This is a genomic window from Streptomyces sp. NPDC005492 (genome assembly GCF_040605995.1).
In the GTDB taxonomy this organism is placed as follows: domain Bacteria; phylum Actinomycetota; class Actinomycetes; order Streptomycetales; family Streptomycetaceae; genus Streptomyces.
Window position 1 is genome coordinate 465,055 of sequence record NZ_JBEXDX010000001.1, and the last position, 26,784, is coordinate 491,838.

A 26,784-nucleotide genomic window follows, 5' to 3' on the forward strand; every position below is an offset into this window, starting at 1 on the left:
TTCTTTCCCTACGTCACCCAGTGAGGTTTAGCAGCCCCAGGAGACGTGGCGGCAATCGCTTCGGAACGACTCTTCGACACCTGCCCAGTCCTCCACCCACTCGTCTGTCGACGCGAACATATCGGCCCGCGTCCTTGCCCGAGGCGATGCGTCCTGCGATCCCGTAGTAGCGCGTTGCATCGGCATGCGCGGCGATGATCTCTGAGCGGTCCTGAGTCGCTGTCACTCGTAGTTCACTCGATGAGTCTGTGGAGGCGAGTTCAACCCGGACTTGGCTCCCGAACAGGTCGATCACACCCCTGGCTTTTTGTGAGGGGATCTCGATTCCTGTGATCGTCGCCCGGAACGTTGCGAACGGGCCGTCGGTGATGACGACAGAGGATCCGATGGCGAAGCCCGCGTTCGGCATGACGGTGTGTCTCCTGTCGTCTCGGGTTGAGCGGCTCGCCTACATCGCAGTGCGCCGCTGTTCTGAGTCTGTTTTGAGGGTCACGATGAAGGCGCCGAACGCTCCGCTCGGAAAGCTGAGCATGGCCCCGGCCGGCGCCTTCGAGTCGCGTATGGATACGCGTGCGTGTGCGGGGGAGTTCGCGATCTCCACGCAGTTGTTGCCGTCGTCCGGGCCCGAGTAGGACGACTTCCTCCAGTTGTTCATGAGGTGCCTCACAGCTCTTTCGCCAGTCGGTTGATGAAGTCGCGCGACCGTTCGGGGTCGAGTGACGCGGCTTCCACCTTACGGAAGCGTGTTCGAAAGGCGCTGAGCTGTGCTTCGGAGTCGATGAGGGCCGAGCCATGGGGTACGTCGCGCACCACGGTGTCCAGTTTGGGAACAGGACCCCCGACGTACGTCATGCTGCTGGCGGCTCGGGCGAAGTCGTCCAGGTCGAACGGGATGACGCGGACGGTGATGGTGTCCGCTTCGGAGAGTTCGACGAGCTTGGTGAGTTGGGCGCGGGAAGCGGCGCGGTCGCTGACTCTGATGCGTAGGGCCGACTCGTGGATCACCAACTCGTACGGGATTCCGATCTGTTGGCGCCTCATTCGGTGCCGGACGCGCAACTCAAGCTCTTCGGAGGTGAGTTCGGGGACTCTGGCGGAGAAGACGGCGCGGGCGTAGCCCTCTGTCTGGAGCAGGCCCGGTACGTACAGGATCGAGACCTCGTGCAGGAACGCGGCGTGGTGGTCCAGTTCGGCGAGGTCCAGGAACGATGTCGGCAACAGGCCCCGGTACTCCTCCCACCACCCCCGTGTCCGGTCCGTGGCCATCCCGACCAAGGCGTCGATGAACTCATCGTCCGTGCAGGCGTAGTGGGATGCGAGACGGCGTACTCGTTCCTCGCTCACGCCCACGAGCCCCGCTTCGATGTGGCTCATCTGGACGCGGTTGGCCCCCAGCAGTGCCGCTGCGTCGACAGCGGTGAGTCCTGCCGCCTCGCGGAGCCTGCGGAGTTCGGTGCCCAGGCGCATTTGTCGTGCGGTTGGTTCGCGCCTCTGGACCATCACTTGCTCCTCGTTCGGGGGTGATTACGAGATCGGCTTGCGCGGGGTTACATGTTACCCCTACCGTCAGTGATGCACCGTACACGCAGCGGAAGTGCACCACTCCGTCACCCCGTGACGGCAGAGGCAGAGCCACCGCGCGAACTCCCCTTCACCTGAACGGAGTTGACCTATGTCCGAAACCGCAGAACCCCCCGCCCCCTGGGAGTACTCCCTCTCCATCCCCAACGACCCCCGAGCCGTCACCGTAAGTCGCCGCACCCTCCGCCTCGTCCTCACCCTGCACGGACTCATCGGTCTGGTCGACAACGCCGAACTCATCGCGGCCGAGCTGGTCTCCAACGCCGTACGGCATACCGAGGGACCCGCCGTCCTCCGCGTGAGCTGGTCGGCGGGTGTGGTGCGGATCGGAGTGTGGGACGCCGACCCCGAACCTCCGCCCCCGTCACGGCCGTTGCTTCAGATCGCGGAGTCCGAGGACGGGCGCGGGCTCGCGTTGGTCCGGGCATGCTCCGACCTCTGGGGCTGGCAACCCTTGGCCAGGAACGGCGTGCGCGGCAAGTACGTCTGGTGTGAACTCGCCGCCGAGATGCCCGGCCCCGCCCCCGCCCCTGCACAGGTCCCGCCCCCTCGCCTCACCGCGTAACCGGCAACGCCCCCACAAACCGCGGCCCATCCCCCCGATGCTGCACCGGAAACGTCACCTTCAGCCCCTGCTCCTGCCCCGCCACAGACAACCGCGTCGTGAACTGCAGCCCCAGGAACGCCTTCTTCGAACCGCCCGCCGAGACATACGGACGCGGCAGGTTCAGCATCAACTTGCCCGGTCTGCCACCCCGGTTACCGTCGAAGAACAGCACTCTCTGGTCGGTCAGGGCTATGTACATGGGCCGTGGAGTGACCGTGGCCATCACCGTGCCGGCGCTGAGGACGCCGACCACGGCCGCCGTCAGGGCCTGCTTGCGGACGGAGACCGAGCCGATCGCGGCCAGGGAAGTGAACTCGACCCGCTCGCCCTGGAGGAGCAACGGGGCCGCTGCTTCGAGGAGTTGGCGGCTGCGACGGGCGTTCAGGGACATGAGGGGCACTCCAAGGGGGCGCGCGTAGAGGAGACGTACGGAAAAGCGGAGACGCTATGAGGTTCCGGTGAACGGGAGTTGGACGGAAGGTCCGCCGACAGTCAAGCCCAGGTATCGCTCACCCCATGCCTGACCTGCACATCCCTCACTCCTGGCGATTTCACAGCTCTCGCCTATGATCCGCCGCATGTCACCCGACCCCAACCCGAATCCCACCCCCTATCCCGAGCCCGACTTCGAACTCGCCTCCGCCCACCCGGAGGTCACCTGGCTGCGCCAGACCGCCGCCGTGGCGGACTGGGCCGCGATTCGGCAGTACCTCGACAGCTTCCCGCCCGGCAGCGACCGGGCCTTCGTCGTACGGGTGTTGGCCGAGGTCGACGGTGTCGAGCACGCGCTGCGGCAGCAGGTGGATGCCGTACCGCACGACGTTCTCGCGCTCACCGTGTTCGGGGCCAGGCTTGTCCAGATCGGGTGGGGGATACGGACCTCGGCGCGGGCCAAGGACGTCAGCAGGGAGCAATTCACCGCATTCCACGCGCACTTGAGGGACGCGGAGCAACTGCTCATCCGGGCCACGGCCATCGACCCGTCGTACGACGCCGCCTGGGCCGAACGGCTCAACACCGCCCGCGGGTTGTCGCTCGGCAAGAACGAGGCCCGGCGGCGCTATGACCGGCTCGCCCGCTACCACCCGCATCACTTCACCGGGCAGGCCCGGCTCCTCCAGAAGCTCTGCCCAAAATGGAGCGGCACTTGGGAAGAGGCCCACGGCTTCGCCCGCGAGTGTCTACTGGCCGCCTCCGAGGGGTCGTTGAGCGGTGGGCTGGTCGCCGAGGCGCACATGGAGCACTGGCTCGACCTCGGCGCCGACGACAAGCGTGCCGAGTACCTGCGCCAGCCGCACGTCCACGCCGAACTCGTCGAGGCCGCCCAACGGTCGGTGTTCCACCCGGAGTTCAGGCGGCCGTACGGCTGGGTCACCGTGCAGGGCAGTTTCGCCGCGCTGTTCTCCCTGATCGGCGACACCGCCCAGGCCGCCGCGCACTTCCGCGCCCTCGGCAACCTCGCCTCCGAATATCCGTGGGGTTACCTGGGCGATCCCGCCGAGATGTACGTCCAGCACCGCGACACCGCCCTGAGAGGCCGAAGATGAATCCCCAGGACGGTCAGTCCCACTTCACCGCCGCCGCGCCCACCATCCACCTCACCGAAGTCGCCGGCATACCCACCCTCTTCGCACCCGCCCCCGGCCAGACGCGTGCCGGACTCGTCTTCCGTGTCGGCACCGCCGACGAGACCCTCGCCCGGTCCGGTGTCACGCATCTCGTCGAGCATCTCGCCCTCTTCCGCCACGGCCTCGCCGACTACCACTACAACGGTGCGACCAAGGCCGCCTTCACCCACTTCCACGTGGAGGGCGCCGAACACGAGATCGTCGCCTACCTCCACGGCGTGTGCGCCTCCCTCGCCGACCTCCCCATGGAGCGCCTGGAGACGGAGAAGGAGATCCTGCGCACCGAGGAGTCCCGCCGCGAACCCGGCCAACTCCCGCTCTGGCGCTACGGCGCCCAGGGCTACGGCCTGGTCAGTTACCCGGAGTGGGGTGTCCGGGGCCTGCGCCCGGAGGACGTACGGCAGTGGGCGCAGACCTGGTTCACGGCCGGCAACGTGGTGTTGTGGATCGCTGGTGAGCACATACCGGCCGGGCTCGCGCCCAAGCTGCCCCAGGGGCACCGCCACCCGCTCCCGGCCGTCACCTCCGCCCTCCCCGCCACGCCCGCCCACTTCTCCGACGGCCAGGGCGGTGTCCTGCTCGACGCCGTCGTCACCGACACGACCGCCGCGCGGCTGTACGCGGGGGTCCTGGAGCGCGAACTCTCCCGCGCCCTGCGCCAGGAGGGCGGCTACTCCTACACCGCCGCCACCGACTACACCTCCCGCCGCGACGGCCACGGCCTGCTCACCGCCTTCGCCGACGCCCTGCCCGCCAAGCAGGACGCGGTGCTCGGCGGCTTCGTCGACGTCCTCGCCGCGCTCCAGGCCGGCCACATCGAGCAGGCCGGTCTGGACGCCGTACGCGCGCGTGCCGACGCGGGACTCACGGCGGCCGACGCTGCCGTACGACGGCTGCCGGGCGCGGCGGAGGACCTGCTCGCGGGGCGGATGCCCAGCAGTTTCGACGAGTTGCGCCACGAGCTGTGGTCGGTGACGCCCCGCCATCTGCACGCGGTGGCCCTGGAGGCCGCCGGTACCGCGCTGCTCCAGGTGCCCGCGGGGCACAGCGCCGACTGGGCCGGGTACGCGGAGGCGCCGACCCGGTCGACGTACGCCGTCACCGGGCGGCGCTTCGAGGCGGTGACCAAGGACGGGTCCGCACTGGTGGTGGGCGACGACGGGGTCAGCGTGACGGCACGCGGACGGGACGGCGGCGACCTCGCGGTGACCGTGCCGTACCGCGCCTGCGCCGCGGTGCTGAGCTGGCCCGACGGCGGCCGCCGGCTCATCGGCACCGACGGGCTCGCCGTCGCCGTGGAACCGGGGCTCTACGGAGTCGACGCGCACACCATGGCGATGCTCGACGCGGCCGTACCGCCGCACGCGCGCGTGGAGTTGCCGCCCCGGCAGAGCACCCCGCGCGCGGACGCGCCGACGGCTCCCGTCGCCCAGGGCGGCGGCACCGCGCCCGCCCGGCGCACCGGCGGGCAGACCGCCGGGCTGGTCGTACTCGGCCTCTTCGGTGCGCTGTTCGCCTTCTGCGCGCTCGCGGTGACCGTCTTCGGCGGCAGCGACCCCGAGACCAGTACCGGCGAATGGATCGGCCTCTCGGGCTTCCTGTGGGCCGTCACCGGGCTGCTGGTCTGGCCCGCGGTGCGGATCGTGCGGCGCACCCGGCGGGCGTGATCCACCTCTACCGCAGGTACGGGTTTCCCTGCGGCTGCGGTTGCGCGGGGAACGGCATGGCGCCGTAGCGCGGCTGCTTCGGGGTCGGGCGGTCGAACAGCGCGAACAGCAGCAGTCCGGCGGCCACGAGCATGGTCAGTGCGACGGTCAGGCCCAGGAGAGGGTCGCCGTCCCCGTCGCTGGTGACGATCGCCCACGGCAGGCTGATGCACTCGTAGAGCGCGAAGGCGGCGAAGGCGCCCCAGTCGGAGCCCCGGCGGCGGCGGATCGCCACGTACAGGAAGGGCACCCATATCAGCATCCCGAACGATCCCACGGCGAGGACCGTCCAGGCGATCCGCTGCCACCAGCCGGCTTCCAGCCGTCTTTCCATGTCGACCCCCAAAGTCGGGGCAAGGCTAGGGCAACGGCCGCCGCGTGGGGGAGCCATGCGGAATCCCGGGCGGCCGGCCGTCGTGCCCGGGTACGGCGTTCGGCCGGTCCGCGTTCCCCGGGGCAGGAGTTTTTGCCGTGCCATGAGGGAATCTTGTGGCGTTCGAGGGACTGTGTTTCCCGGACGCCAAGACGCCGTCGGTTACGGTGCGATGCGATCAGGGCGCCCAAGTCCCGCGCGCGCACGAACAGTTCCGTCAGTTTCATAGAAAAACGGACAGTTCGGAAGAAGGTCGTACGGCGAGATTCCGTACGGCGTCGCCGCGCCGGATCCGCGCCGCTCCAAGGGGGCCTTCGGGGCTCGGCAACTTCCGGCGGACGTCGTTGACGTCCGCTTGTCATGAACAGGGGTGGGGATGTCAGACCATCGGCAGTCGAAGAAGCGCAGATACATCGCGTGGGGCGTGGCCGGCGCGGCCGTCGTCGCGGGCGGCGGGATCTTCGCGACGAACTCGATGGCGGCCACGACCTGGCCCGCGCAGAAGACCTACACCGGTCGCGCCTTCGACACGTGTGCCGCACCCTCCCTCGCCGCGATGAAGGCCTGGCACACCGACGGGGCCTACGGCGCCGCCGCCGTCTACATCGGCGGCAAGAACCGCGGCTGCAGCCAGCCCAACCTCACCGCGTCCTGGGTCAAGTCCCTCAGCACGGTGGGCTGGAAGTTCATCCCGCTCTACGTCGGCTCGCAGCCGTCCTGCGGTTCCGGCGGCTCGGTGAAGATCAGCGCCTCCACCGCCGCGGCCGTCGGCAAGAGCGAGGCGGACGACGCGGTGGCCAAGGCCTCGGCGCTCGGCATGAAGGCCGGCAGTCCGATCTACCTGGACATGGAGTCGTACGACATCACGAACACGGCCTGCAACAACGCCGTGCTCACGTATGTCCGCGCCTTCGACAAGGAACTGCACGTCAAGATCTACCGCACCGGCTACTACGGCTTCAGCAGCTCCAGCGCCAAGGCGATCGCCACGGCGACCGACAAGACGGATCTGCCGGGCAACCTCTGGTACGCGCTGTGGGACAAGGTCTACACGACGACCTCGGACTGGCCGTGGGGCTCCACCCAGTTCACCAACCACAGCCGCGCGCACCAGTACATGGTCAACAGCAAGGAGACCCGCGGCGGTTACACGATCACCGTGGACCGTGACACGTGGGACGCGCCTGTCGCCATCACGGGCTGAGCGGTATCGGGACCTGCCGGGGGACTGTTCCACGGGAGTTCCGGCGGACTGTTTCACGGGAGTCGAGGGGTGAGGGCGATGAAGACGCTGCGGCGGCTGTTGAGGGTGTCCGCCACACCGGCGCTGCGGCTGCCCGCCGTACGGGCGGGGTTCGCCGTCCTGCCCCTCGTCACCCTGGGGTTGCTGTGCCCCGTCCCCTCCCTGGTCCTCGCCCTGCGTCGCCGCACCCGCGCCGACTGGCTGGTCTTCGCCGGTTTCAGCGCGGTCCTGGTGGCCTGGATCACCGAGCTCGCGCTGACGCCGGACGACACGCACGGTGTGCTGTTCGGGACGGACCTGCTGCTGATCGCGCTGTCGATGGCGGGCGCCTCCGCGCACGCGTGGGCGGCATGGCCCCGGCCGGCGGGGCGCCGCGAGTGGCGGTGGATCGGCGCACGGTCCGGGGGCGGGGGCCTCGCGGTCGGGCGGGCGGCGGAGCGGTCGGGGGACCTGGTGACCGATGAGACGGGCGACCCGGTGGTCGAGCGGGCGGAGGAGTAGCAGTACATGGTCAAGCAGGTCCGGCAGGTCACGCGGACACGTCCGGTCCGGGCCGAGGGCGAGGGGCGGCTCACCGCTGTGGGACGCGCCGCGGTGACCGGGCTGCGTTCGCTCGGCGGACGCACCCTCGCCATGATCGCGGGGGCGGCCGCCGTGTCCCTCGCGCTGATCGTGACCGGGATCGTCCTCTCCCGGCACGACACCAGCCGTCCGCCGATCCCCGCCACCCGGGCCCGGCACTACACGGAGACCGACGCCTGTCTGCTCACCGACCGGCACGGCATCACCGGCAGGACCACCGCCGCCACGGTGTGGCAGGGAATGCAGGATGCCTCCCTCACGACGCACGCGCGCGTGACGTACACCTCCGTGGTCGGCGAGCAGAGCACGGCGGGTGCCCGCCCCTTCCTCAATGCCATGCTCCAGGGCTCCTGCGAGATCGTCCTCGCGGTGGGCGGCCCCGAGGTGACGGCGGCGCGGGAGGCGACGGGGAGCCACGCGAAACTGGGGTTCGTGCTCGTGGGCGACGGCAGCGCGTCCAAGGCCGCCACGAACGTGGCCTGGGTGCCGGTCGGCGACGGACTGCGCGCGGGTGTCGCCGCCGCGGTGAAGCGGGCGGTGGACGCGCAGGGCTGAGCCCGGGGGAGCCGGCCGAGCCGCACGCGTGCGTGCCGGTGCCCGAAGTCCCGGTGAATCGTTGGTCGAATGGGTTGGCCACAGCCGACCCACTGCCTAACATCGATCACCGCAAGACTTTGTGCGCCCGCCCGTCGCCCGACCACCGCCCCTGGGGGAGGCGCTGCGCGCCGCACCTGTTATTGCAATCTCCAACGGGAGGCTCCCTTGCACCGCCGCCGTCGCACCGCGCTCGTCCTCACCGCCGTGATCGCCGCCGCGGCCCCCGCCCTGACCGCCTGCGGCAACGACGCGCACCCTGGCGCCGCGGCCGTCGTCGGCGGGCAGCGCATCACCGTCGCGCAACTGCAGAGCAGGGTCAACGAGGTGCGCACGGCCCAGCGGGGGGCCGTACAGAACGAGGCGCAGTACGAGCGGGCCATCGCCACCACCGGCGGTCTGACCCGCGAGACGCTCTACGGCATGGTCTTCGACCGGGTCGTGCACCGCGCCGCGCAGGACGCCGGAGTCACGGTCACCCGCAAGGACATCCAGGACCTGCGGGCCGGCCTCGCCCAGCAGGCGGGCGGCTCCAAGGCGCTGGAGGCGACCTGGCTGGCGCAGTACGGCGTCCCGCCGAAGCGCCTCGACGACAACCTCCGGCTCCAGGTCGAGGGCCGCAAACTCGCCGCCGAACTGGGCACCGACACCACTCAGCCCGCCTTCTGGAAGGCCCTCTCGCAGGCGTCGAAGGAACTCCACGTCGACCTCAACCCGCGCTACGGCACCTGGGACGTGGAGAAGAGCAGCCGGGTCGACGCCAAGACACCGTGGGTGCGCGAGGTCACCGCGACGCAGACCCAGCAGTCGGCGTAACGGTACGGCGCCCGCACCTGGGCGGCCGGCCTGTGGATAACTCGCGGGGCTGTCGGTGCCGTGAGTTACGTTCGGAGGGTGAACGCACCCAGCTCCGTCCCCAGCTCCAGCTCTGAGGACGCACCCGCCCCCGGCCGCATCGTCCTGCTCACCACCAGCCACCGCGTCGCCCCCGGCCTGCTGTCCTGGCCCGCCTGGGAGGCGCTGCGCACCGCCGACCGCGTGCTGTGCGCGGACGGTACGCATCCGCAGGTGCCGTATCTGAGCGAGGCCGGGATTCGGGTGGACGAGGCAGCCCCGACTGCCGAGGAACTGGTCGCCGCCTGCGCCGGTGGACACACCGTGGTCGTGATCGCGTCCGGCGAGGGCGAACCGACGCTGACCGACGGCCTGGCCCGCCTCGCCGGCTCCGGCCGCGTCCGGATGCCCGAGTTGGAACTGCTCCCCGCCTCCTACGACCTCCCGGGCGCCCGCCTCCTCGACCTCGTCCAGGTCATGGACCGCATCCGCGCCGAGTGCCCGTGGTCCTCCCAGCAGACCCACCAGGGCCTGGCGAAGTACGGCATCGAGGAGGCGTACGAACTCGTCGAGGCGATCGAGGAGGGCGACCGCGACGAACTGCGCGAGGAGTTGGGGGACGTCCTGCTCCAGGTCGTCTTCCACGCCCGTATCGCCGAGGAGGACCCCGACACCCCCTTCTCCATCGACGACGTGGCCGGCGGCATCGTCACCAAGCTGATCCACCGCCACCCGCACGTCTTCGGCGACGAGACGGCATCGACACCGGAGGAGGTCAAGGAACACTGGCTGCGCACCAAGGCGATAGAGAAACAGCGCACCTCGGTCACCGAGGGCATCCCGATGGGCCAGCCCGGCCTGGCCCTTGCCGCGAAACTGGCATCACGCGTGCGCACGGCGGGACTTGAGGTACCGCTGCCGAAGGGGGACGACGGCATCGGCTACGAGCTCTTGGCATTGGCCGTGCGGGCCGAGGCGGAGGGCGTGGATCCGGAGGCGGCGTTGCGGGCGGCGGGGCGGGCTTATCGGGATGCGATCAGGGGGGTGGAGGGAGGAGCGGGCTGATCCTGGGCCGAGGGGCGGAAGTGGGGGCGTGGGCTCAGTACCGTTGGGGCAGGGACGGTTTCGGGTGTGGGGGAGCGCGTGGACGACGGGGAGTTGCAGCGGCTGGCCGACGAGGCGGCCGAGACCTTGGCGGCGGGGATGAGCTCGGACAACTGGGGGGCGGTGCGAGAGGATTTCCTGGCCTGGTTGGGTCGGCACGCAGCGGGTGATAGCGGCCGTGCGCTCGCCATTCTGGCCGCGGGGTCGTGGTCGCCCAACGACGAGGCACTGACGCCGCATTGGCGTCACCAGTTGCGGGACGGTCTGCTGAGGAATCCGAGCCCGGAGGCGGCCGACGAACTCCGCGCCCTCGTCGACAGGTGGGGGGAGCCCCCGATACGCCTGCCCAAGGACGCAGACCTCTTCGACTTCCGTAGCTCCACCTTCAACGGTCAGGTCATCGGCGTCCAGAACGTACGCAACTCCTACGGCACTCGCCCCAACGACGCCCAACAGAGCCCCGCTGACTGGCCGTTGGCGAAGGACATCGAACCGCTCACGCACGGGGTGCGGCCGACCCGGCGGACCAAGGGGCTGCCCGCACTGCCGCCGTATGTGCGACGGGACCAAGGCGACGCGGTCAACTCGGCGGTGGGACAGGCCCGTTCGGAAGGCGGCCTGGCACTCGTCCTCGGCGAACCGTACGCCGGGAAATCGCGCACGGCGCTGGCCGCACTTGCCGACGTCCTCCCCGACCACCGGGTGTTCGCCCCAGCCCGGCACGAGGATCTGCGGGAGCTGCCCGCGCTGCTGCGAGGCCGGTCGGAGCGCTGTGCCGTCTGGCTCGACGATCTCGACGGCCATCTCGGCGACCGGGGGCTTGAGCCACGGCTGCTGGCCCAACTGACCGGGCTGGAGGCGGTCGTGCTCGCCACCATGCGCGAGGACTCCTACGACGAGTACCGGCTGACCTCACACGGACGGCTTCTCGATCTGGCCCACGTGGTCGAACTGTCCTCGGAGTGGAGCGACGCCGAACGGGAGCGCGCGCGGGAGACCGGCGACCCCCGCCTGCGGGAGGCCGCCGCGACGCCCCGCACCGACAGTGCCGGGGCCTATCTCGCCGTAGGGCCATCGCTCTGGGAGGAGTGGCAGCGGGCCCGGCGGGCCGACCGGCACCCTCGCGGGCACGCGCTGGTGCGGGCGGCGATCGACCTGGCACGGTGCGGGCTCACCGGGCCGCTCCCGCTGGACCTGCTCGTCTCGGTCCACGAGAGCTACGGCGTGCCCGGTGTCGAGCGCGAGTCCGTGGACGCGGCGCTGGAGTGGGCGGTAGAGAAGCGGTACGGGGTGCTGCCGATGCTGAGCGGGGGCGGGGCGGGGGCGTGGGAGGTGTCGCCGTATCTCCTCAACACGGCCATCGGGGACAGCAGTTACCCGGAGGTGGACCGTCAGCTCTGGAACCAGGTGCTGCTACTGGCGAAGGAGGACCCGGCTTACGACTTCGGGGCCGTCGCCGCCGAGGCGCGGATCGCGTTCCAGCGGGCGGCTGGGAAGGGGCAGTCCTGGGTCATGCACGACCTGGGTCTGCTCGCCGAAGAGTTGGAGGAGTGGACGGACGCCGAGACCTGGTTCCGCCGGGCGGCCGAGGCGGGGCAGACCGAGTCCGCCGGGCGTCTAGGGCGACTCCTCGTCAAGCGCGGTGACACCAGGGGTGCCGAGCCCTATTTGGAGACGGCTGCTGAGGCCGGGGATGCCGGGGCCGCCACCCTGCTGGGCACGCTGCTCAGGGAGCGGGCGGCCAAGTGGTTCACTGCGGCGGCCCGGGTGGGCAATCCGGAGGCGCAGCATCGGCTGGGGGATCTACTGCTCGCCGACGGTGATTTTGAGGGGGCAGGCGACTGGTATGTGGAGGCGGAGCGGAGCGGATACGCCGAAGTCGCCAGGAGTACTGGAGTGCTCCACCTCCTGGCGAACGAGACGGGAACGGCTCGCGTGTGGTTGACCCGAGCCGCAGAGGCGGGCGATGAGCCGGCCGGCACGCTCTTGGCGTACATGCGGAACGATCCGCCGACCTCCAAGGCGGTCGGGGAGTATTTCGCGCCCGCCGCCGCCTACCCCTTGGACAACGCCCACCACGGCGTCCTGATGGAAGAGGAGGGACACGCGCAGGAGGCCCGTAAGGACTACGAGAAGGGCTACGAGGCAGGCGACTCCTACGCCGCCTACCGCCTCGCCCTCCTCCTCGAAAAACAGGGCAACTCCGAAGAAGCCAAGTCCTGGTACCGCAAGGCAGCCGACATGAGGCACCCCGCCACCCCAGATACCGTCAAGGAGTGACAGACCAGCAGCCCCCCACCCCCCACCCCGCCCCCGAACTCTTCACCTGGGAGTTCGCCACCAATCCCTACCCCGCCTACGCCTGGCTCCGCGAGCACGCCCCCGTGCACCGGACGCGGCTTCCCAGCGGAGTGGAAGCCTGGCTGGTCACCCGTTACGTCGATGCCAAGCAGGCCCTCGCCGAGCCGCGGCTCTCCAAGAATCCCGCGCATCATGACGAACCGGCCCACGCCAAGGGCAAGACCGGTATCCCGGGTGAGCGCAAGGCCGAGTTGATGACGCATCTGCTCAACATCGACCCGCCGGACCACACCCGCCTGCGCCGACTGGTCAGCAAGGCGTTCACCCCGCGCCGAGTGGCCGAATTCGCGCCCCGGGTGCAGGAGTTGACGGACCAACTCATCGACAGGTTCGCGCGGAGCGGCTCCGCCGACCTCATCCACGACTTCGCCTTCCCGCTCCCCATCTACGCCATCTGCGACCTGCTCGGCGTCCCCCGCGAGGACCAGGACGACTTCCGCGACTGGGCGGGCATGATGATTCGGCACGGGGGAGGCCCGAGGGGCGGAGTCGCCCGGTCCGTCAAGAAGATGCGCGGTTATCTCGCCGACCTCATCCACCGCAAGCGCGAGGCCCTCCCCGACACCCCGGACCCCCTCCCCGGCGAGGACCTCATCTCCGGCCTCATTCGCGCCTCCGACCACGGCGAGCACCTCACCGAGAACGAGGCCGCGGCGATGGCCTTCATCCTGTTGTTCGCCGGCTTCGAGACGACCGTGAACCTCATCGGCAACGGCACCTACGCCCTCCTCACCCACCCCGACCAGCGCACCCGCCTGGAGAAGTCCCTGGCCGCGGGCGAACACGGGCTCCTCGAAACCGGCGTCGAGGAACTCCTGCGCTACGACGGTCCGGTGGAGCTGGCTACCTGGCGCTTCGCCACCGGGCCCCTCACCCTCGGCGGGCAGGACATCGCGGCAGGCGACCCCGTGCTCGTCGTCCTGGCCGCCGCGGACCGCGATCCGGAACGGTTCGCCGATCCCGACGTCCTCGATCTCGGACGGCGTGACAATCAACACCTCGGTTACGGCCACGGCATTCATTACTGCCTTGGTGCCCCGCTCGCCCGCCTGGAGGGCCAGACCGCGCTGGCCACCCTCCTCACCCGCCTCCCGGACCTGCAACTCGCGGCGGACCCCGCCGACTTGCGCTGGCGCGGCGGGCTCATCATGCGCGGACTGCGCACCCTGCCCGTGGAGTTCACCCCGGAACGGGTGATTCGGGCCGCCAAACCCGAAGATGACACTTCTTCAACTCTGTGATCTTCACGTGATCTGCGTGGCATTAACTTGTGACAAGTGATCGACTGCGGCTACGTTCACGTACCAGCGCGGCGCCCCGCACCACCCGCCGCGCGCTCCCCCGCTGTCACGCGAAAGGCCTCCGCATGCTCTCCGGGAACGGTCGTCACCGTCGCCCCCGTCAGGCTCCGGCTCTGCTCGTCGCGGCCGGGGTGACCGGCTCCGCCATCGCCATCCCGCTCCTCGGCGCCGCCGCCGCGAACGCCGCCGACGGCACCACCTGGGACAAGGTGGCCGAGTGCGAGAGCGGCGGCTCCTGGAGCGAGAACAGCGGCAACGGCTACTACGGCGGGCTCCAGATCACCCAGGACGACTGGGACAAGTACGGGGGTCTCGAGTACGCCCCGAGCGCCGACCTGGCCAGCCGCTCCCAGCAGATAGCCGTCGCCGAGAAGATCCTCGACGCCAAGGGCACCTCCGCGTGGACCACCTGCGCGCTGCTCTCCGGCCTCACCACGACCTCGGGTTCGACGAACGTCGACACGGGCGTCGCGAGCGACTCGCCGTCGGCCGACGCGACGGACTCCTCGGGCTCCACCGACTCCTCCGGTACATCGGGCTCGTCCGGCCTGTCCGACTCCGGCAGTACGGACTCGAATTCATCGGATTCGTCCGACTCCTCCGCCGCCGACCCGTCGAGCAGCCCCTCGTCCTCCGCGACGCACAACTCCACCAAGTCCGACAAGTCCACCACTCCTTCGGCGAGTGGCGCCTCGGCCTCCGCATCTCCGAAACTCGACGAATCGGACAACTCGGAGCAGGCGGTGGGGAAGTGGAGCCTCGTCGACACCGGTGCGCTCGGTGATGCGACCGATGAGGGAAGCAGCGACCAGGGAAGCACCGGAAAGCATCGCGGGGCGAGCGCCGAGGAGAGTGTGACGGCGAAGACGTACACCGTCCGTGCCGGCGACTCCCTCGCGTCGATCGCCGACTCCCTTGGCTTCGACGGCGGATGGCGCGCGCTGTACGCCGAGAATAAAAAGGTGATAGGCGCCGATCCGACCCGGATCGCCGCCGGTCAGACCTTGGACGTGAGCGCTGAAACGGGCGGAAAGTAGCAGGAAAACAGCGGGAGTTCACGTCACGCTTCGCGCTGAATGTCCGGTTTGGTGAAAGTGTGGGATGAGTCTCAGAAGCCCTGATCGTCTTTGAAATTCCGCCGATTCCCTGTCTACGGTCAAGGCCGCTCGTCACCACGAGCCCCGGCTGCCGCACACGCCGAGTCCTGCCAGCGGCTTCCGGGAACAGTCGTCGCGTCAAGCGCCGTAGGCAGGAGCGGGGGACCCAAGGTAAGTGCTGGGCCCGGCAGTTGAGGCTGCTGGATCCGGCTTGGGGTTAAGTCGCGCACCGCGAGGTGCGCGGCCGGGCAACTCACACGGCCCGAACCCGACAGCTCACCTCGCAGGCGTCGGTGAGGGGATCTTCCATGCTGTTTTCCGGCAAGGGCAAGCACCGCCGTCCGTCCAAGGCCACCCGCGTCGCCACGCTCGCCAGCGTGACCGGTGTCGCCATCGCCGCCCCGCTCATGGCGGCCGGCAACGCCTCCGCCGCCACCGCCTCTGAGTGGGACACGGTCGCCCAGTGCGAGTCCGGCGGCAACTGGTCCATCAACACCGGCAACGGCTACTACGGCGGTCTCCAGTTCTCCGCCTCGACGTGGGCCGCGTACGGCGGCACCGCCTACGCCTCCACCGCGAACCAGGCCTCCAAGGCCCAGCAGATCGCCGTGGCGGAGAAGGTTCTCGCCGCCCAGGGCAAGGGTGCCTGGCCCGTCTGCGGCACCGGCCTGTCGAGCGCCACCTACTCCGGCGGCAGCTCCAGCTCCTCCAGCAGCAGCTCGTCGAGCAGCAGCACCAGCGAGCGCTCCACCTCCGACACGACGGCCTCCCGCTCCGCCGAGCGCCCGGCCGCCAAGAAGACCGTCACCACCCCGACCGGCAAGAAGGTCAAGAAGGGGGACGGCGAGTACAAGGTCGTCAAGGGTGACACCCTCAGCTCCATCGCCGAGAAGCACAAGGTGAAGGGCGGCTGGCAGAAGCTGTTCAAGCTGAACAAGGACATCATCGACGACGCCGACTTCATCTACCCGGGTCAGCAGCTCCACCTTAAGTAGTACTCAGCTGAACCACAGCGCCCTCACATCCGTGGACTGCACCATGGAGACCTCGTGAGGGTCACCCCCGTCCCCCACGGGCTCCCCGCTCCGGTGCGTGTTCCCCCGTACGCACCGGGGCGGGGCTTTTTTGCGCACGCTTCCGGAGCGGTTTTTGTTCCGTTCGGAAACAATTTACTCTCGGTTCTGCTCAAGGGATGGTCGACAGACTGGCCGATCGCCCGGAGCCGGTTAGGCTCGTCTCGCAGAGCCCACCGCGGTACTGCGTAGCCGCGTCACATTGAAGAAGGAGATGCTCGTGCCGTCCATCGACGTCGTCGTAGCCCGGGAAATCCTGGACTCCCGAGGCAACCCCACGGTCGAGGTCGAGGTCGGCCTCGACGACGGCAGCACGGGTCGTGCCGCCGTTCCGTCCGGCGCCTCCACGGGTGCCTTCGAGGCCATCGAGCTGCGTGACGGTGACCCCAACCGCTACGGCGGCAAGGGTGTCGAGAAGGCCGTCCTCGCCGTCATCGAGCAGATCGGCCCGGAGCTCGTCGGCTACGACGCCACCGAGCAGCGCCTGATCGACCAGGCGATGTTCGACCTGGACGCCACCGACAACAAGGGCTCGCTCGGCGCCAACGCCATCCTCGGCGTCTCCCTCGCCGTCGCCCACGCCGCGTCCGAGGCCAGCGACCTCCCGCTCTTCCGCTACCTGGGCGGCCCGAACGCGCACCTGCTGCCCGTCCCGATGATGAACATCCTGAACGGCGGCTCGCACGCCGACTCGAACGTGGACATCCAGGAGTTCATGATCGCCCCGATCGGCGCGGAGTCCTTCTCCGAGGCGCTGCGCTGGGGCGCCGAGGTCTACCACACCCTCAAGAAGGTGCTGAAGACCAAGGGCCTGTCCACCGGCCTCGGCGACGAGGGCGGCTTCGCCCCGAACCTGGAGTCCAACCGCGCCGCCCTCGACCTCATCATCGAGGCCATCAAGCAGGCCGGTTACATCCCCGGCGAGCAGATTGCCCTGGCGCTTGATGTAGCCGCCTCCGAGTTCTACAAGGACGGCAAGTACGAGTTCGAGGGCAAGTCCCGCTCGGCCGCCGAGATGACCGAGTACTACGAGGAGCTGGTCTCCGCGTACCCGCTCGTCTCCATCGAGGACCCGCTGTTCGAGGACGACTGGGCCGGCTGGAAGGTCATCACCGACAAGCTGGGCGAGAAGGTCCAGATCGTCGGCGACGACCTCTTCGTCACCAACCCCGAGCGCCTCGCCCGCGGCATCGAGGAGGGCATCGCCAACGCCCTGCTCGTCAAGGTGAACCAGATCGGCTCGCTGACCGAGACCCTGGACGCCGTCGAGATGGCCCAGCGCAACGGCTTCAAGTGCATGATGTCCCACCGCTCCGGCGAGACCGAGGACGTCACCATCGCCGACCTCGCCGTCGCGGTGAACTGCGGCCAGATCAAGACCGGCGCCCCGGCCCGCTCGGACCGCGTCGCCAAGTACAACCAGCTCCTGCGCATCGAGGAGATCCTCGACGACGCGGCGGAGTACGCGGGCCGTTCGGCCTTCCCTCGCTTCAAGGGCTGACTGACCCCACCAGGGTCAATCCTTAGCCAGTCGTACGTACGTCCCCGTACCGGTCCCGTACCGTGTGCGGGGACGTACGCGCGTGTGAACGGGAGGCGGGGAAGATGGCCGTGAAGGACCGGGACCGGTTCTCCACCGCGACCAGGCTGAAGCTGCTCGGCGAGCAGACGGCGGCCCGGGTCTACCGCTCCCAGACCAAGCGGCAGGCCCGCCGCTCCCGGCTCACCGGCCGGGCGGCCCTTCTCGCCCTGGTGCTGTGCTCGCTGATCGTGGCGCTCGCGTACCCGATAAGGCAGTACGTCTCCCAGCGCGCCGAGGTCTCCGACCTTCAGCGGCAGCAGGCGCAGGCGCGGCAGCGCGTCGAGCAACTGCGCGACCTCAAGGCACGCTGGCAGGACGACTCGTACGCGGAACAGCAGATCAGGCAGCGGCTGCACTATGTGATGCCCGGCGAGACGGGCTACATCGTGATCGACCCGGACGCGGCGAAGCAGTCGCGCGCCGAGCTGGGCGCGGCCGACCGCCCCTGGTACGCGAACGTGTGGGACGGCGTGGACAAGTCCGACGCCTCCGACCAATAACCAGCCAGTAGCCACCAGTGGCCACTGGCGACAGCGAACTGAACTGACAGAGAGACTTTCGTACCCGCATGGAAACGCCCCCGCCGTCCACTCCGCGCACCGAGCCCACCGACGCGGACGTCGAGGCCTTCAAGCAGCAGCTCGGGCGTCCGCCGCGCGGCCTGCGCGCGATCGCGCACCGCTGTCCGTGCGGTCAGCCGGACGTGGTGGAGACGGCCCCGCGCCTGCCCGACGGCACGCCCTTCCCGACGACGTACTACCTGACGTGCCCGCGCGCCGCCTCGGCGATCGGCACCCTTGAGGCGAACGGCGTCATGAAGGAGATGACGGCCAGGCTGGAGACGGACCCCGAGCTGGCCGCCGCGTACCGCGCCGCGCACGAGGACTACATCGCGCGCCGCGACGCCATCGAGGTCCTGGAGGGCTTCCCGAGCGCGGGCGGCATGCCGGACCGCGTGAAGTGCCTGCACGTCCTGGTGGGCCACTCCCTGGCCGCGGGCCCGGGCGTCAACCCGCTGGGCGACGAGGCCCTTGCGATGCTGCCGGAGTGGTGGGCCAAGGGCCCGTGTGTGAGTGTCCCGAAGGAGGACGATCAGTGACCCGCCGTGTCGCCGCCATCGACTGCGGTACGAATTCGATCCGCCTCCTGGTGGCCGACGTGGACCCGGAGACCGGTCAACTCGTCGACCTGGACCGGCGGATGACGATCGTCCGGCTCGGACAGGGCGTCGACCGCACCGGTCGGCTCGCCCCCGAGGCGCTGGAGCGCACCTTCGCGGCCTGCCGCGACTACGCGGCGATCATCAAGGAGCACGGCGCCGAACGCCTGCGCTTCGTGGCCACGTCCGCCTCCCGCGACGCCTCGAACCGCGACGACTTCGTGCGCGGGGTCGTGGACATCCTCGGCGTCGAACCGGAGGTGATCACCGGCGACCAGGAGGCGGAACTCTCCTTCACCGGCGCCACCAAGGAACTGACCGGCAGCGACCACCTCGCCAAGCCCTACCTCGTCGTCGACATCGGCGGCGGCTCGACCGAGTTCGTCGTCGGCGACGACCAGGTCCGCGCGGCCCGCTCCGTGGACATCGGCTGCGTCCGCCTGACCGAGCGCCACCTGGTGCACGACGGCAAGGTGTCCGACCCGCCCACCCCGGACGAGATCACGGCGATGCGCGCGGACATCGAGGCGGCCCTCGACCTCGCCGAGAAGACGGTCCCGCTCCGCGAGGCCCGCACCCTGGTCGGCCTGGCCGGCTCGGTCACCACCATCTCGGCGATCGCCCAGAACCTCCCGGCCTACGACACGGAGGCCATCCACCACTCCCGCGTCTCCCACGACCGCGTCCGCGAGATCACCGACTCCCTCCTCCACTCCACCCACGCGGAACGCGCGACCATCCCCTCCATGCACCCGGGTCGCGTCGACGTCATCGGTGCGGGCGCCCTCGTCCTGCTCTCGATCATGGAGCGGATCGGCGCGGAGGAGGTCGTGGTGAGCGAGCACGACATCCTGGACGGGATCGCGTTCCAGGTGGCGGCGGGCTAAGCGCGCGGCCGGCCGTGCCGGACCCGCACCACGAGCTTGCCCGTGGCCCGGTTGTGCTCCATGTCGTCGTGGGCCCGCCGTACTTGGTCCAGGCCGTCGTAGACGTGGTCCACGGGGAAGGACAGCCGGCCGGCGGCCACCGCGTCGAGGATCTCCTGGAAGGTTTCCCGGGGGAGGTCGGTGGCGTCGCCGAAGTAGCCGGCGAGGCGGACGCCTCGGGGGAGGTACTCGTTCGGGGAGAAGTCCTGGACCGTCCACTGGTTGGAGAGGCTGCCGCTGAAGCAGGCCGTGCCGTGGACGCGTACCGCGCGCAGGGTGTCGGGCAGGGTCGGGGTGCCGACGAGGTCGAGGGCGGCGTCGACGCCGTCCGGGTACAACTCCCGTACGGCGGGCGCGACTTCGCCGGTGTCCAGCAGGGGGTGGTCGACGCCGCGCTCCTTCAGGGAGGCGAGGCGGTCGGGGCGGCGGGTGGTGGACAGCACCGTGGCGCCGCGCCAGCGGGCCAGCGCGGCGGCCGCCAGGCCCACCGAGGAGGTGCCGCCGCGGATCAGCAGGGACTGACCGGGCTTCAGGTCCAGGCCGACGGTGAGCGAGCCGTAGGCGGTCTGCACCATCTCCGGCAGGGCGCCCAGCACCTCCCAGGGCAGCTCGGTGTCGACGGGGATGACCTGGGCCAGCGGCACCGACGTGTACTCGGCATAGCCGCCGTCGTAGGTGCGGCCCATGTCGCCCATCATCGCGACGACCTTCTGGCCGGGGAGCAGTCCGCTGCCGGGCGGGGCCGCGTCGACCGTGCCTACCGCCTCGATGCCCGGCACCCGGGGGAAGCTGACGCCCACGCTCACCCCCAGCCGGAGTTTCAGCTCCGAGCGGTTGAGGCCGAACGCCTCGACGCGGATGCGGACCCATCCGTCGCGCTCGGGCGGGAGGGGGAGCGTGACCGGCCGCAGATTGTCCACGGGGCCCGGGGCGGAGAGTTGGACGGCGCGCATCGTGAGGGTGCTCGGCGAGGACGTCATGCGCGCAGAACATGCGACCGGTCCGGCTTCATTCCCGGTCGATCCGACGGCCGATCCACCTCGTTTATTACCGGCCGGTAGTAAACTCCTGAGCAGCCCGTATAACGTATGAGCGGGTGCAAGGGGGCGCTCGCGACCTCCTCCCGAACGCGTCCGTAAGAAAGTTCGTGAAGTTCTTCACAAGGAATTCTGTCCCGTTGGGCGATCGGACTGCCCCGGTTGGCCCTTCCGGGGGCTCGGCGGGCCCGGAAGCCTGCTCGGCGGGGTCGTACGGGAGTGATTCGGGAGCGTTTCGCGAGGGTGGCGTGGAGGTGTGGTTCAGGGGGTCCGAAAGGTAAGAGGGGCAGCTCACGCGGCCTTGACAACGGGGCGAACCGCACCGTGGTTCCACCCCCGCGACGTGACCTGGATCATGCGAGTCGCGGAGGATAACACAGCCCCTGGTGAAGCTTGTGAAGGGGCGCACGAGCGACCCCCCAGGGGCAGGTGGATACTCGATGGCATGAGCACCACGGAGCGTCCCAGGATCCTCGTAGTAGGCGGTGGGTACGTAGGCCTGTACGCAGCTCGGCGCATTCTCAAGAAGATGCGCTACGGCGAGGCGACCGTCACGGTCGTCGACCCCCGGTCGTACATGACCTACCAGCCCTTCCTCCCCGAAGCCGCCGCCGGCAGCATCTCCCCTCGGCACGTCGTCGTCCCGTTGCGACGCGTGCTGCCGAAGGCGGAGGTCCTCACCGGCCGGGTCACCACCATCGACCAGGACCGCAAGGTCGCCACGATCGCCCCCCTCGTGGGCGAGGCGTACGAGCTGCCCTTCGACTACCTCGTCATCGCGATGGGCGCGGTCTCCCGCACCTTCCCGATCCCCGGCCTCGCCGAGCAGGGCATCGGCATGAAGGGCATCGAGGAGTCCATCGGTCTGCGCAACCACGTCCTTGAGCAACTCGACAAGGCCGACTCCACCACCGACGAGGAGATCCGCCGCAAGGCGCTCACCTTCGTCTTCGTCGGCGGCGGTTTCGCCGGCGCGGAGACCATCGGCGAGGTCGAGGACATGGCCCGGGACGCGGCCAAGTACTACACCAACGTCTCCCGCGAGGACATGCGCTTCGTCCTCGTCGACGCCGCCGACAAGATCCTCCCGGAGGTCGGCCCCAAGCTCGGCCTCTACGGCAAGGAGCACCTGGAGAGCCGCGGGATCGAGATCTACCTCTCGACTTCCATGGACTCCTGCGTCGACGGCCACGTCGTGCTGAAGAACGGCCTCGAGGTCGACTCCAACACGATCGTGTGGACGGCCGGCGTCAAGCCCAACCCGGTCCTCTCCCGCTTCGGCCTCCCGCTCGGCCCGCGCGGTCACGTCGACGCCCAGCCGACCCTCCAGGTCACCGGCACCGACTACATCTGGACCGCCGGCGACAACGCCCAGGTGCCCGACATCGCGGCCCGCAAGGCCGGCGTCGAGAACGCCTGGTGCCCGCCGAACGCCCAGCACGCGCTGCGCCAGGCGAAGGTCCTCGGCGACAACGTGATCTCCGGTATGCGGGGCTTCCCGCAGAAGGAGTACTCGCACGCCAACAAGGGCGCCGTGGCCGGTCTCGGCCTCCACAAGGGCGTCGCGATGATCGTCCTGGGCAAGACGAAGATCAAGGTCAAGGGCCGTCTCGCCTGGTACATGCACCGTGGCTACCACGGTCTGGCGATGCCGACCTGGAACCGCAAGATCCGCGTCTTCGCCGACTGGACGCTCGCGATGTTCCTCAAGCGCGAGGTCGTGTCGCTCGGCGCCATGGAGAACCCCCGCGAGGAGTTCTACGAGGCCGCCAAGCCGGCGCCGGCCCCGGCCACTGCCGCCGAGCCCGCTGCGGGCAAGACCGAAGCGAAGGCCAAGGCCTCCTGACCTCCGGTCGCCTCTGAAACACGCCCGAAGGGGCCGTCCGCCATCCGTGGTGCGGACGGCCCCTTCGGCGTTGTTGGGCATCCGTGTACATGGCGGCTACATCTATTTTGCCTACTTGTAACGCTCGAGCAGGACTGCAACAGAGCTTGGCCGGTGTTTACGTAGTGATGGACAATTCCGGGATCCGCGTCACGGAGGTGTGCGCCATGGCTGATGCCGCGCTGCGGCTCAAATCCCTCTTCGAACAACTACTGGGAACCCCCATCCCGGTGCGCATCCGCGCCTGGGACGGTTCCGAGGCCGGGCCGCCGGACGCCCCGGCCCTGGTCGTACGCAACCGCCGTGCCCTGCGCCGACTCCTGTGGAAACCCGGCGAACTGGGCATGGCGCGTGCGTGGGTCGCCGGGGACCTGACCATCGAGGGCGATCTGTACGCCGCCCTCGACGCGATGTCCTCGCTGGTGTGGGAGCGCGGCGAGGACGCCCGCAGTCTCGCCCAGGCGCTGCGCGACCCCGAGGTGCGGTCCGCCCTGCGCGGACTGGTCAAGCTCGGCGGGCTCCCACTGCCGCCCGCCCCGCCCCCGGAGGAGGTCCGCCGGGGCCGCGCCCACCTCCACACCAAACGCACCGACAAACGCGCCATCAGCCACCACTACGACGTCGGCAACGACTTCTACGAGATCGTCCTCGGCCCGTCCATGGTCTACTCGTGCGCCTACTGGGAGTCCCCGGACGGCACCCTGGAGGACGCCCAGCGCGACAAGCTCGAACTCATCTGCCGCAAGCTGGAGTTGACACCTGGTCAGCGCCTGTTGGACGTCGGCTGCGGCTGGGGTTCGATGGCGATCCACGCGGCCCGCGAGTACGGCGTGAGCGTCGTCGGCGTGACCCTCTCGCAGGAGCAGGCGGCCTACGCCCGCAAGCGCGTCGCCGAGGAGGGGCTCACCGACAAGGTCGAGATCCGCGTCCAGGACTACCGCGATGTCAGCGACGGCCCCTACGACGCCATCTCCTCCATCGGCATGGCCGAACACGTGGGCTCCGCACGGTACTTGGAGTATGCGAGAGTCCTCTTCGCACTGCTCGCACCGGGCGGACGGCTGCTCAACCACCAGATCGCCCGCCGCCCCTGGCAGAACGAATCGGCGTACGACATCGACGAGTTCATCGACGCCTATGTCTTCCCGGACGGTGAACTCGCCCCCATCGGCACCACCGTGACCCAGTTGGAGAGCGCCGGGTTCGAGGTGCGGGACGTCGAGGCGATCCGCGAGCACTACGCGCTCACCCTGCGCCGCTGGGTCGCCAACCTGGAGTCCGAGTGGCGGCGCGCGGTCGGGCTGGTCGGTGCCGGGCGGGCCCGGGTGTGGCGCCTCTACATGGCGGCCTCCGCGCTCGGCTTCGAACGCAACCGCATAGGAGTCAACCAGGTGTTGGCCGTCCGGACCCCCGAACCGGGCGGCTCCGGAATGCCGTTGCGTGCCCGCACCTGGAACTGAGCCTGCCGCCAGGACAACAGAAAGGGGCCCCGTTCCGATCCGGAACGGGGCCCTCGCCCTTTTTCGGTCAACTCCTCTACGGCTACTCGGACTTGATCGCCGACAGCATGTTCAGCTTCGCCGCCCGCCGGGACGGCCACAGCGCCGCCAGGACGCCGACCGTGCCCGCCAGGAGCAGGAAGACCGCCATCCGGGTCCAGGGCAGGACCAGTTCGTAGGTCGCCATCTTCGCGCCGACCAGCTCACCGGCCGCCCAGCCGAAGAACACCCCGAGACCGATGCCGAGCACCCCGCCGAAGAGCGAGATGACCAGGGACTCCAGGCGGACCATCCGCTTGATGCCCTTGCGGTCCAGGCCGATCGCACGCAGCATCCCGATCTCCTGCGAGCGCTCGAAGACCGACATGGCCAGGGTGTTGATGACCCCGAGGACCGCGACGATCACCGCCATGGCGAGCAGGCCGTAGACCATGTTGAGGATCAGGGTGAAGACCTGCGCGATGCTGTCGGAGAGGTCCTTCTTGTCCTGGACCTTGACGGCCGGGTTGGAGCCGAGGGCCTTCTCCAGCTTGTCCTTCGTCGAACTCGAGGCGCCGTCCGCGGTCTTGACCAGGATCTGCATGTCGGCCGGGTCGGTCTGGTGCGGGGAGAGCGTCGAGTTGTCGAGCATGATGCCGTGGATCAGCTCGTTGCCCTCGTAGACCGCGGAGACGGTGAGCTGCTGTGAAGCCTTGCCGTCCTCGTAGTGCGTGGTGAAGGTCGAACCGGCCGTCCAGCCATGGGACTTGGCCGTGTCGTCGTCCACGACGGCCCGGGCGCCGGCGACCTTGAAGCTGCCGCTGTCGACCTTGAGGTCGGTGAGCTTGCCGATGGTGGAGCCGGTGACGCCGGTCAGGTACTCGGTCTTGCCGTCGATGCGCGAAGGGGAGTTGCGCAGCGGGCTGGTGGCGGTGACGCCGGAGGTGGTGGTGAGCGTCTTGTCGACGTTCGCGGAGAGTTCGTTGCCGTTCGCCATGGAGACGATGTAGTCGGCGCTGATCGCCGAACTCGCCATCTTGTCGATCGACTTCTGCAGGCTGCCCGCCATCACCGTCATGCCGGTGATGAGGGTGAGGCCGATCATCAGCGCGGAGGCGGTCGCGGCCGTACGGCGGGGGTTGCGCACCGAGTTCTGGCGGGCCAGCTTGCCGGAGACCCCGAAGATCCGCAGGACCGGGGCCGCCGCCGCGATCAGCGGGCGGGACAGCAGCGGGGTCAGGATGAACACCCCGATGATGAGGAGGACCGCGCCGAAGCCCATGGGGGCCTGGCCGTCCGAACCGCTCATCGTGGTGGCCGCGATGACGACGGCGATGCCCGCGCCGGAGAACAGCGCGCCGAGCGTGTTGCGCAGCACCAGCGACTTGGTGGTGGCCTGCGCGTGCAGGCTGCTCATCGCGGCGACCGGCGGGATCTTCGCGGCCCGGCGGCCGGGCAGCCAGGCGGCGAGCATGGTGATGAGGATGCCGACCGCGAGCGCGCTGAGGACCGTGCCCGAGGTGATGATCAGCGGGCCGTCCGGGACGGTCGCGCCGATCGTGCCCATCAGGGCGCGCAGCCCGGCGCCGATACCGATACCGGCGACCAGACCGGCCACCGCGGCGACCGCGCCGACCACGAACGCCTCGATCAGCACCGACCGCGTGACCTGCCGACGGGAGGCGCCGACCGCGCGCAGCAGGGCCAGTTCCTTGGTGCGCTGGGCGACCAGCATCGTGAAGGTGTTGGCGATGATGAAGGTGCCGACGAAGAGCGCGATGCCGGCGAAGACCAGCAGACCCGACTTCAGCCCGCTCATCGACGAGGAGATCAACTCGGCCTGGTCGTCGGCGAGTTGCTGGGCAGTGGTGGTCTCGGTGAGCCCCTTGGGCAGCGCCTGGTCCAACCGCGCCTTGAGCGCCGCCTGACTCGTCCCGGCCGCCGCCTTCACATCGATCTCGTCGTACGTCCCCGCCTTGCCGAACAGCTTCTGCGCGGTCGCCGTGTCGAAGAGGGCGAGGCTGCCGCCGGCGGCGACATTGCCGTCGTCGGTGGTGAAGATGCCGGTGATCCTCGGAGTCAGCACCGGGCCGTCGACCGAGATGCGCACGGTGTCGCCGACCTTGTACCCGGCGCGCTTCGCGGTCTCGGAGTCGATCGCGACCTCACCCGAACCATGCGGTGCCGCACCGGACTTGAGGGGATAGCGGGCGTCCCTGTCCCCCCAGTAGTTGCCGCCCTCCGACTGGAAGCCGCCGCCGATGAGCTTGCCCTTCTTGTCGGCGATGGCGGTGAAGCCGTTGACGACCCCGGTCGCGGACGCGGCGCCCGGGACCTTGGCGCTGGTGTCCAGCATGGCCTGGGTCAGCTCGGGCGTCTTGCCGACCGTGTCGCCCTTGTCGTCCTGGTTCTTGGCCTGGACGGCGACGTCGACCTGGTCGAAGCCCTTGGCCGAGCTGTTCTGGAAGGCGTTCGAGATGGTGTTGGTGAAGACCAGGGTCCCCGACACGAACGCGACGCCGAGCATCACGGCGAGCACGGTCATGAGGAGCCGGGCCTTGTGCGCGAGTACGTTGCGCAAGGCGGTACGGAACATGGGTCTACTCAGTCCAGGTGTACGAGAGGTGAGGGAG

The 26,784-nt window shown here is 69.5% G+C and carries 25 protein-coding genes and 1 riboswitch; of the genes, 18 read left to right on the plus strand and 7 right to left on the minus strand.

The window, feature by feature from the left end:
- Nucleotides 1-13 precede the first annotated feature (13 nt).
- The 3 genes from ABZT04_RS02145 to ABZT04_RS02155 are packed head-to-tail and all read right to left on the minus strand — an operon-like array spanning nucleotide 14 to nucleotide 1,500.
- Nucleotides 14-409: a hypothetical protein gene (locus tag ABZT04_RS02145; RefSeq protein ID WP_356051863.1), complete on the minus strand. Its 396-nt coding sequence runs from the start codon at nucleotides 407-409 to the stop codon at nucleotides 14-16.
- A 39-nt stretch (nucleotides 410-448) separates the two neighbouring features.
- Nucleotides 449-655 (minus strand): DUF397 domain-containing protein, encoded by a 207-nt coding sequence (locus tag ABZT04_RS02150; RefSeq protein WP_356051875.1) that lies wholly within the window; start codon nucleotides 653-655, stop codon nucleotides 449-451.
- 8 nt (nucleotides 656-663) lie between these two features.
- Nucleotides 664-1,500 (minus strand): helix-turn-helix transcriptional regulator, encoded by an 837-nt coding sequence (locus ABZT04_RS02155; RefSeq protein WP_356051884.1) that lies wholly within the window; start codon nucleotides 1,498-1,500, stop codon nucleotides 664-666.
- 172 nt (nucleotides 1,501-1,672) lie between these two features.
- Between ABZT04_RS02155 and ABZT04_RS02160 the strand changes: the two genes are divergently transcribed.
- Nucleotides 1,673-2,146 carry an ATP-binding protein gene (locus ABZT04_RS02160; protein WP_356051886.1) on the plus strand — a complete coding sequence of 158 codons (474 nt, stop codon included), beginning with the start codon at nucleotides 1,673-1,675 and terminating at the stop codon, nucleotides 2,144-2,146.
- On the opposite strand, the gene ABZT04_RS02165 is transcribed toward ABZT04_RS02160, so the two are convergent.
- Nucleotides 2,136-2,579 (minus strand): hypothetical protein, encoded by a 444-nt coding sequence (locus ABZT04_RS02165; RefSeq protein WP_356051888.1) that lies wholly within the window; start codon nucleotides 2,577-2,579, stop codon nucleotides 2,136-2,138. The genes ABZT04_RS02160 and ABZT04_RS02165 overlap by 11 nt on opposite strands.
- 187 nt (nucleotides 2,580-2,766) lie before the next feature.
- Here ABZT04_RS02165 and ABZT04_RS02170 point away from each other — a divergent pair, with 187 nt between their 5' ends.
- A complete protein-coding gene (locus ABZT04_RS02170) occupies nucleotides 2,767-3,735 on the plus strand; it encodes a hypothetical protein (RefSeq protein ID WP_356051890.1) in 969 nt (322 codons plus the stop codon).
- On the plus strand, nucleotides 3,732-5,483 hold the full coding sequence (locus ABZT04_RS02175) for an insulinase family protein (protein ID WP_356051892.1): 1,752 nt from the start codon (nucleotides 3,732-3,734) through the stop codon (nucleotides 5,481-5,483). Before ABZT04_RS02170 ends, ABZT04_RS02175 begins: the two co-directional genes overlap by 4 nt.
- Before the next feature lie 7 nt (nucleotides 5,484-5,490).
- Here the strand turns inward: ABZT04_RS02175 and ABZT04_RS02180 are convergent, their stop codons facing one another.
- Nucleotides 5,491-5,856: a hypothetical protein gene (locus ABZT04_RS02180; RefSeq protein ID WP_356051894.1), complete on the minus strand. Its 366-nt coding sequence runs from the start codon at nucleotides 5,854-5,856 to the stop codon at nucleotides 5,491-5,493.
- Nucleotides 5,857-6,271: 415 nt separating this feature from the next.
- On the opposite strand from ABZT04_RS02180, the gene ABZT04_RS02185 reads away from it, so the two are divergent.
- From ABZT04_RS02185 to ABZT04_RS02245, 13 genes are all read left to right on the plus strand, one after another.
- Nucleotides 6,272-7,099, plus strand: coding sequence for a glycoside hydrolase domain-containing protein (locus ABZT04_RS02185; RefSeq protein ID WP_355908371.1), 828 nt, complete (start codon nucleotides 6,272-6,274; stop codon nucleotides 7,097-7,099).
- 78 nt (nucleotides 7,100-7,177) lie between these two features.
- Complete coding sequence (locus ABZT04_RS02190) at nucleotides 7,178-7,639, plus strand: hypothetical protein (protein ID WP_356051896.1); 462 nt, start codon at nucleotides 7,178-7,180, stop codon at nucleotides 7,637-7,639.
- 6 nt (nucleotides 7,640-7,645) lie between these two features.
- Nucleotides 7,646-8,275, plus strand: coding sequence for a hypothetical protein (locus ABZT04_RS02195; protein ID WP_356051899.1), 630 nt, complete (start codon nucleotides 7,646-7,648; stop codon nucleotides 8,273-8,275).
- A 207-nt stretch (nucleotides 8,276-8,482) separates the two neighbouring features.
- Nucleotides 8,483-9,130: a SurA N-terminal domain-containing protein gene (locus ABZT04_RS02200; protein ID WP_356051901.1), complete on the plus strand. Its 648-nt coding sequence runs from the start codon at nucleotides 8,483-8,485 to the stop codon at nucleotides 9,128-9,130.
- 78 nt (nucleotides 9,131-9,208) lie between these two features.
- On the plus strand, nucleotides 9,209-10,213 hold the full coding sequence (locus tag ABZT04_RS02205; RefSeq protein WP_356051903.1) for a nucleoside triphosphate pyrophosphohydrolase: 1,005 nt from the start codon (nucleotides 9,209-9,211) through the stop codon (nucleotides 10,211-10,213).
- A gap of 66 nt (nucleotides 10,214-10,279) precedes the next feature.
- Complete coding sequence (locus ABZT04_RS02210; protein ID WP_356051905.1) at nucleotides 10,280-12,532, plus strand: hypothetical protein; 2,253 nt, start codon at nucleotides 10,280-10,282, stop codon at nucleotides 12,530-12,532.
- On the plus strand, nucleotides 12,529-13,854 hold the full coding sequence (locus ABZT04_RS02215; protein ID WP_356051907.1) for a cytochrome P450: 1,326 nt from the start codon (nucleotides 12,529-12,531) through the stop codon (nucleotides 13,852-13,854). Before ABZT04_RS02210 ends, ABZT04_RS02215 begins: the two co-directional genes overlap by 4 nt.
- Nucleotides 13,855-13,979: 125 nt before the next feature.
- On the plus strand, nucleotides 13,980-14,951 hold the full coding sequence (locus ABZT04_RS02220; RefSeq protein WP_356051910.1) for a transglycosylase family protein: 972 nt from the start codon (nucleotides 13,980-13,982) through the stop codon (nucleotides 14,949-14,951).
- Nucleotides 14,952-15,144: 193 nt separating this feature from the next.
- A riboswitch (cyclic di-AMP (ydaO/yuaA leader) is annotated at nucleotides 15,145-15,316 on the plus strand.
- A gap of 3 nt (nucleotides 15,317-15,319) precedes the next feature.
- Nucleotides 15,320-16,006 (plus strand): transglycosylase family protein, encoded by a 687-nt coding sequence (locus ABZT04_RS02225; protein ID WP_356051912.1) that lies wholly within the window; start codon nucleotides 15,320-15,322, stop codon nucleotides 16,004-16,006.
- Between the two features lie 292 nt (nucleotides 16,007-16,298).
- The gene (gene eno, locus ABZT04_RS02230; RefSeq protein ID WP_356051914.1) at nucleotides 16,299-17,585 is read left to right on the plus strand and encodes a phosphopyruvate hydratase; all 1,287 of its coding nucleotides are present in this window, start codon (nucleotides 16,299-16,301) and stop codon (nucleotides 17,583-17,585) included.
- A gap of 104 nt (nucleotides 17,586-17,689) precedes the next feature.
- Nucleotides 17,690-18,166: a septum formation initiator family protein gene (locus tag ABZT04_RS02235; RefSeq protein ID WP_356051916.1), complete on the plus strand. Its 477-nt coding sequence runs from the start codon at nucleotides 17,690-17,692 to the stop codon at nucleotides 18,164-18,166.
- A 68-nt stretch (nucleotides 18,167-18,234) separates the two neighbouring features.
- Nucleotides 18,235-18,765 (plus strand): DUF501 domain-containing protein, encoded by a 531-nt coding sequence (locus ABZT04_RS02240; protein ID WP_356051918.1) that lies wholly within the window; start codon nucleotides 18,235-18,237, stop codon nucleotides 18,763-18,765.
- Nucleotides 18,762-19,712, plus strand: a complete 951-nt coding sequence (locus ABZT04_RS02245; RefSeq protein WP_356051920.1) for a Ppx/GppA phosphatase family protein — start codon at nucleotides 18,762-18,764, stop codon at nucleotides 19,710-19,712. The genes ABZT04_RS02240 and ABZT04_RS02245 overlap by 4 nt, the downstream gene beginning before the upstream one ends.
- Here the strand turns inward: ABZT04_RS02245 and ABZT04_RS02250 are convergent.
- Complete coding sequence (locus ABZT04_RS02250; protein WP_356051922.1) at nucleotides 19,709-20,731, minus strand: zinc-binding dehydrogenase; 1,023 nt, start codon at nucleotides 20,729-20,731, stop codon at nucleotides 19,709-19,711. The two genes, ABZT04_RS02245 and ABZT04_RS02250, sit on opposite strands and share 4 nt — an antisense overlap.
- Before the next feature lie 502 nt (nucleotides 20,732-21,233).
- On the opposite strand from ABZT04_RS02250, the gene ABZT04_RS02255 reads away from it, so the two are divergent.
- Together ABZT04_RS02255 and ABZT04_RS02260 are read left to right on the plus strand one after the other, a co-directional pair.
- Entirely contained in the window at nucleotides 21,234-22,634 is a 1,401-nt protein-coding gene (locus tag ABZT04_RS02255; RefSeq protein ID WP_356051924.1) for an NAD(P)/FAD-dependent oxidoreductase, read from the plus strand.
- 206 nt (nucleotides 22,635-22,840) lie between these two features.
- Nucleotides 22,841-24,133, plus strand: coding sequence for a cyclopropane-fatty-acyl-phospholipid synthase family protein (locus tag ABZT04_RS02260; RefSeq protein ID WP_356051926.1), 1,293 nt, complete (start codon nucleotides 22,841-22,843; stop codon nucleotides 24,131-24,133).
- Nucleotides 24,134-24,215: 82 nt separating this feature from the next.
- Here ABZT04_RS02260 and ABZT04_RS02265 read toward each other — a convergent pair whose 3' ends face one another.
- Entirely contained in the window at nucleotides 24,216-26,747 is a 2,532-nt protein-coding gene (locus tag ABZT04_RS02265) for an ABC transporter permease (protein WP_356051928.1), read from the minus strand.
- Nucleotides 26,748-26,784 lie beyond the last annotated feature (37 nt).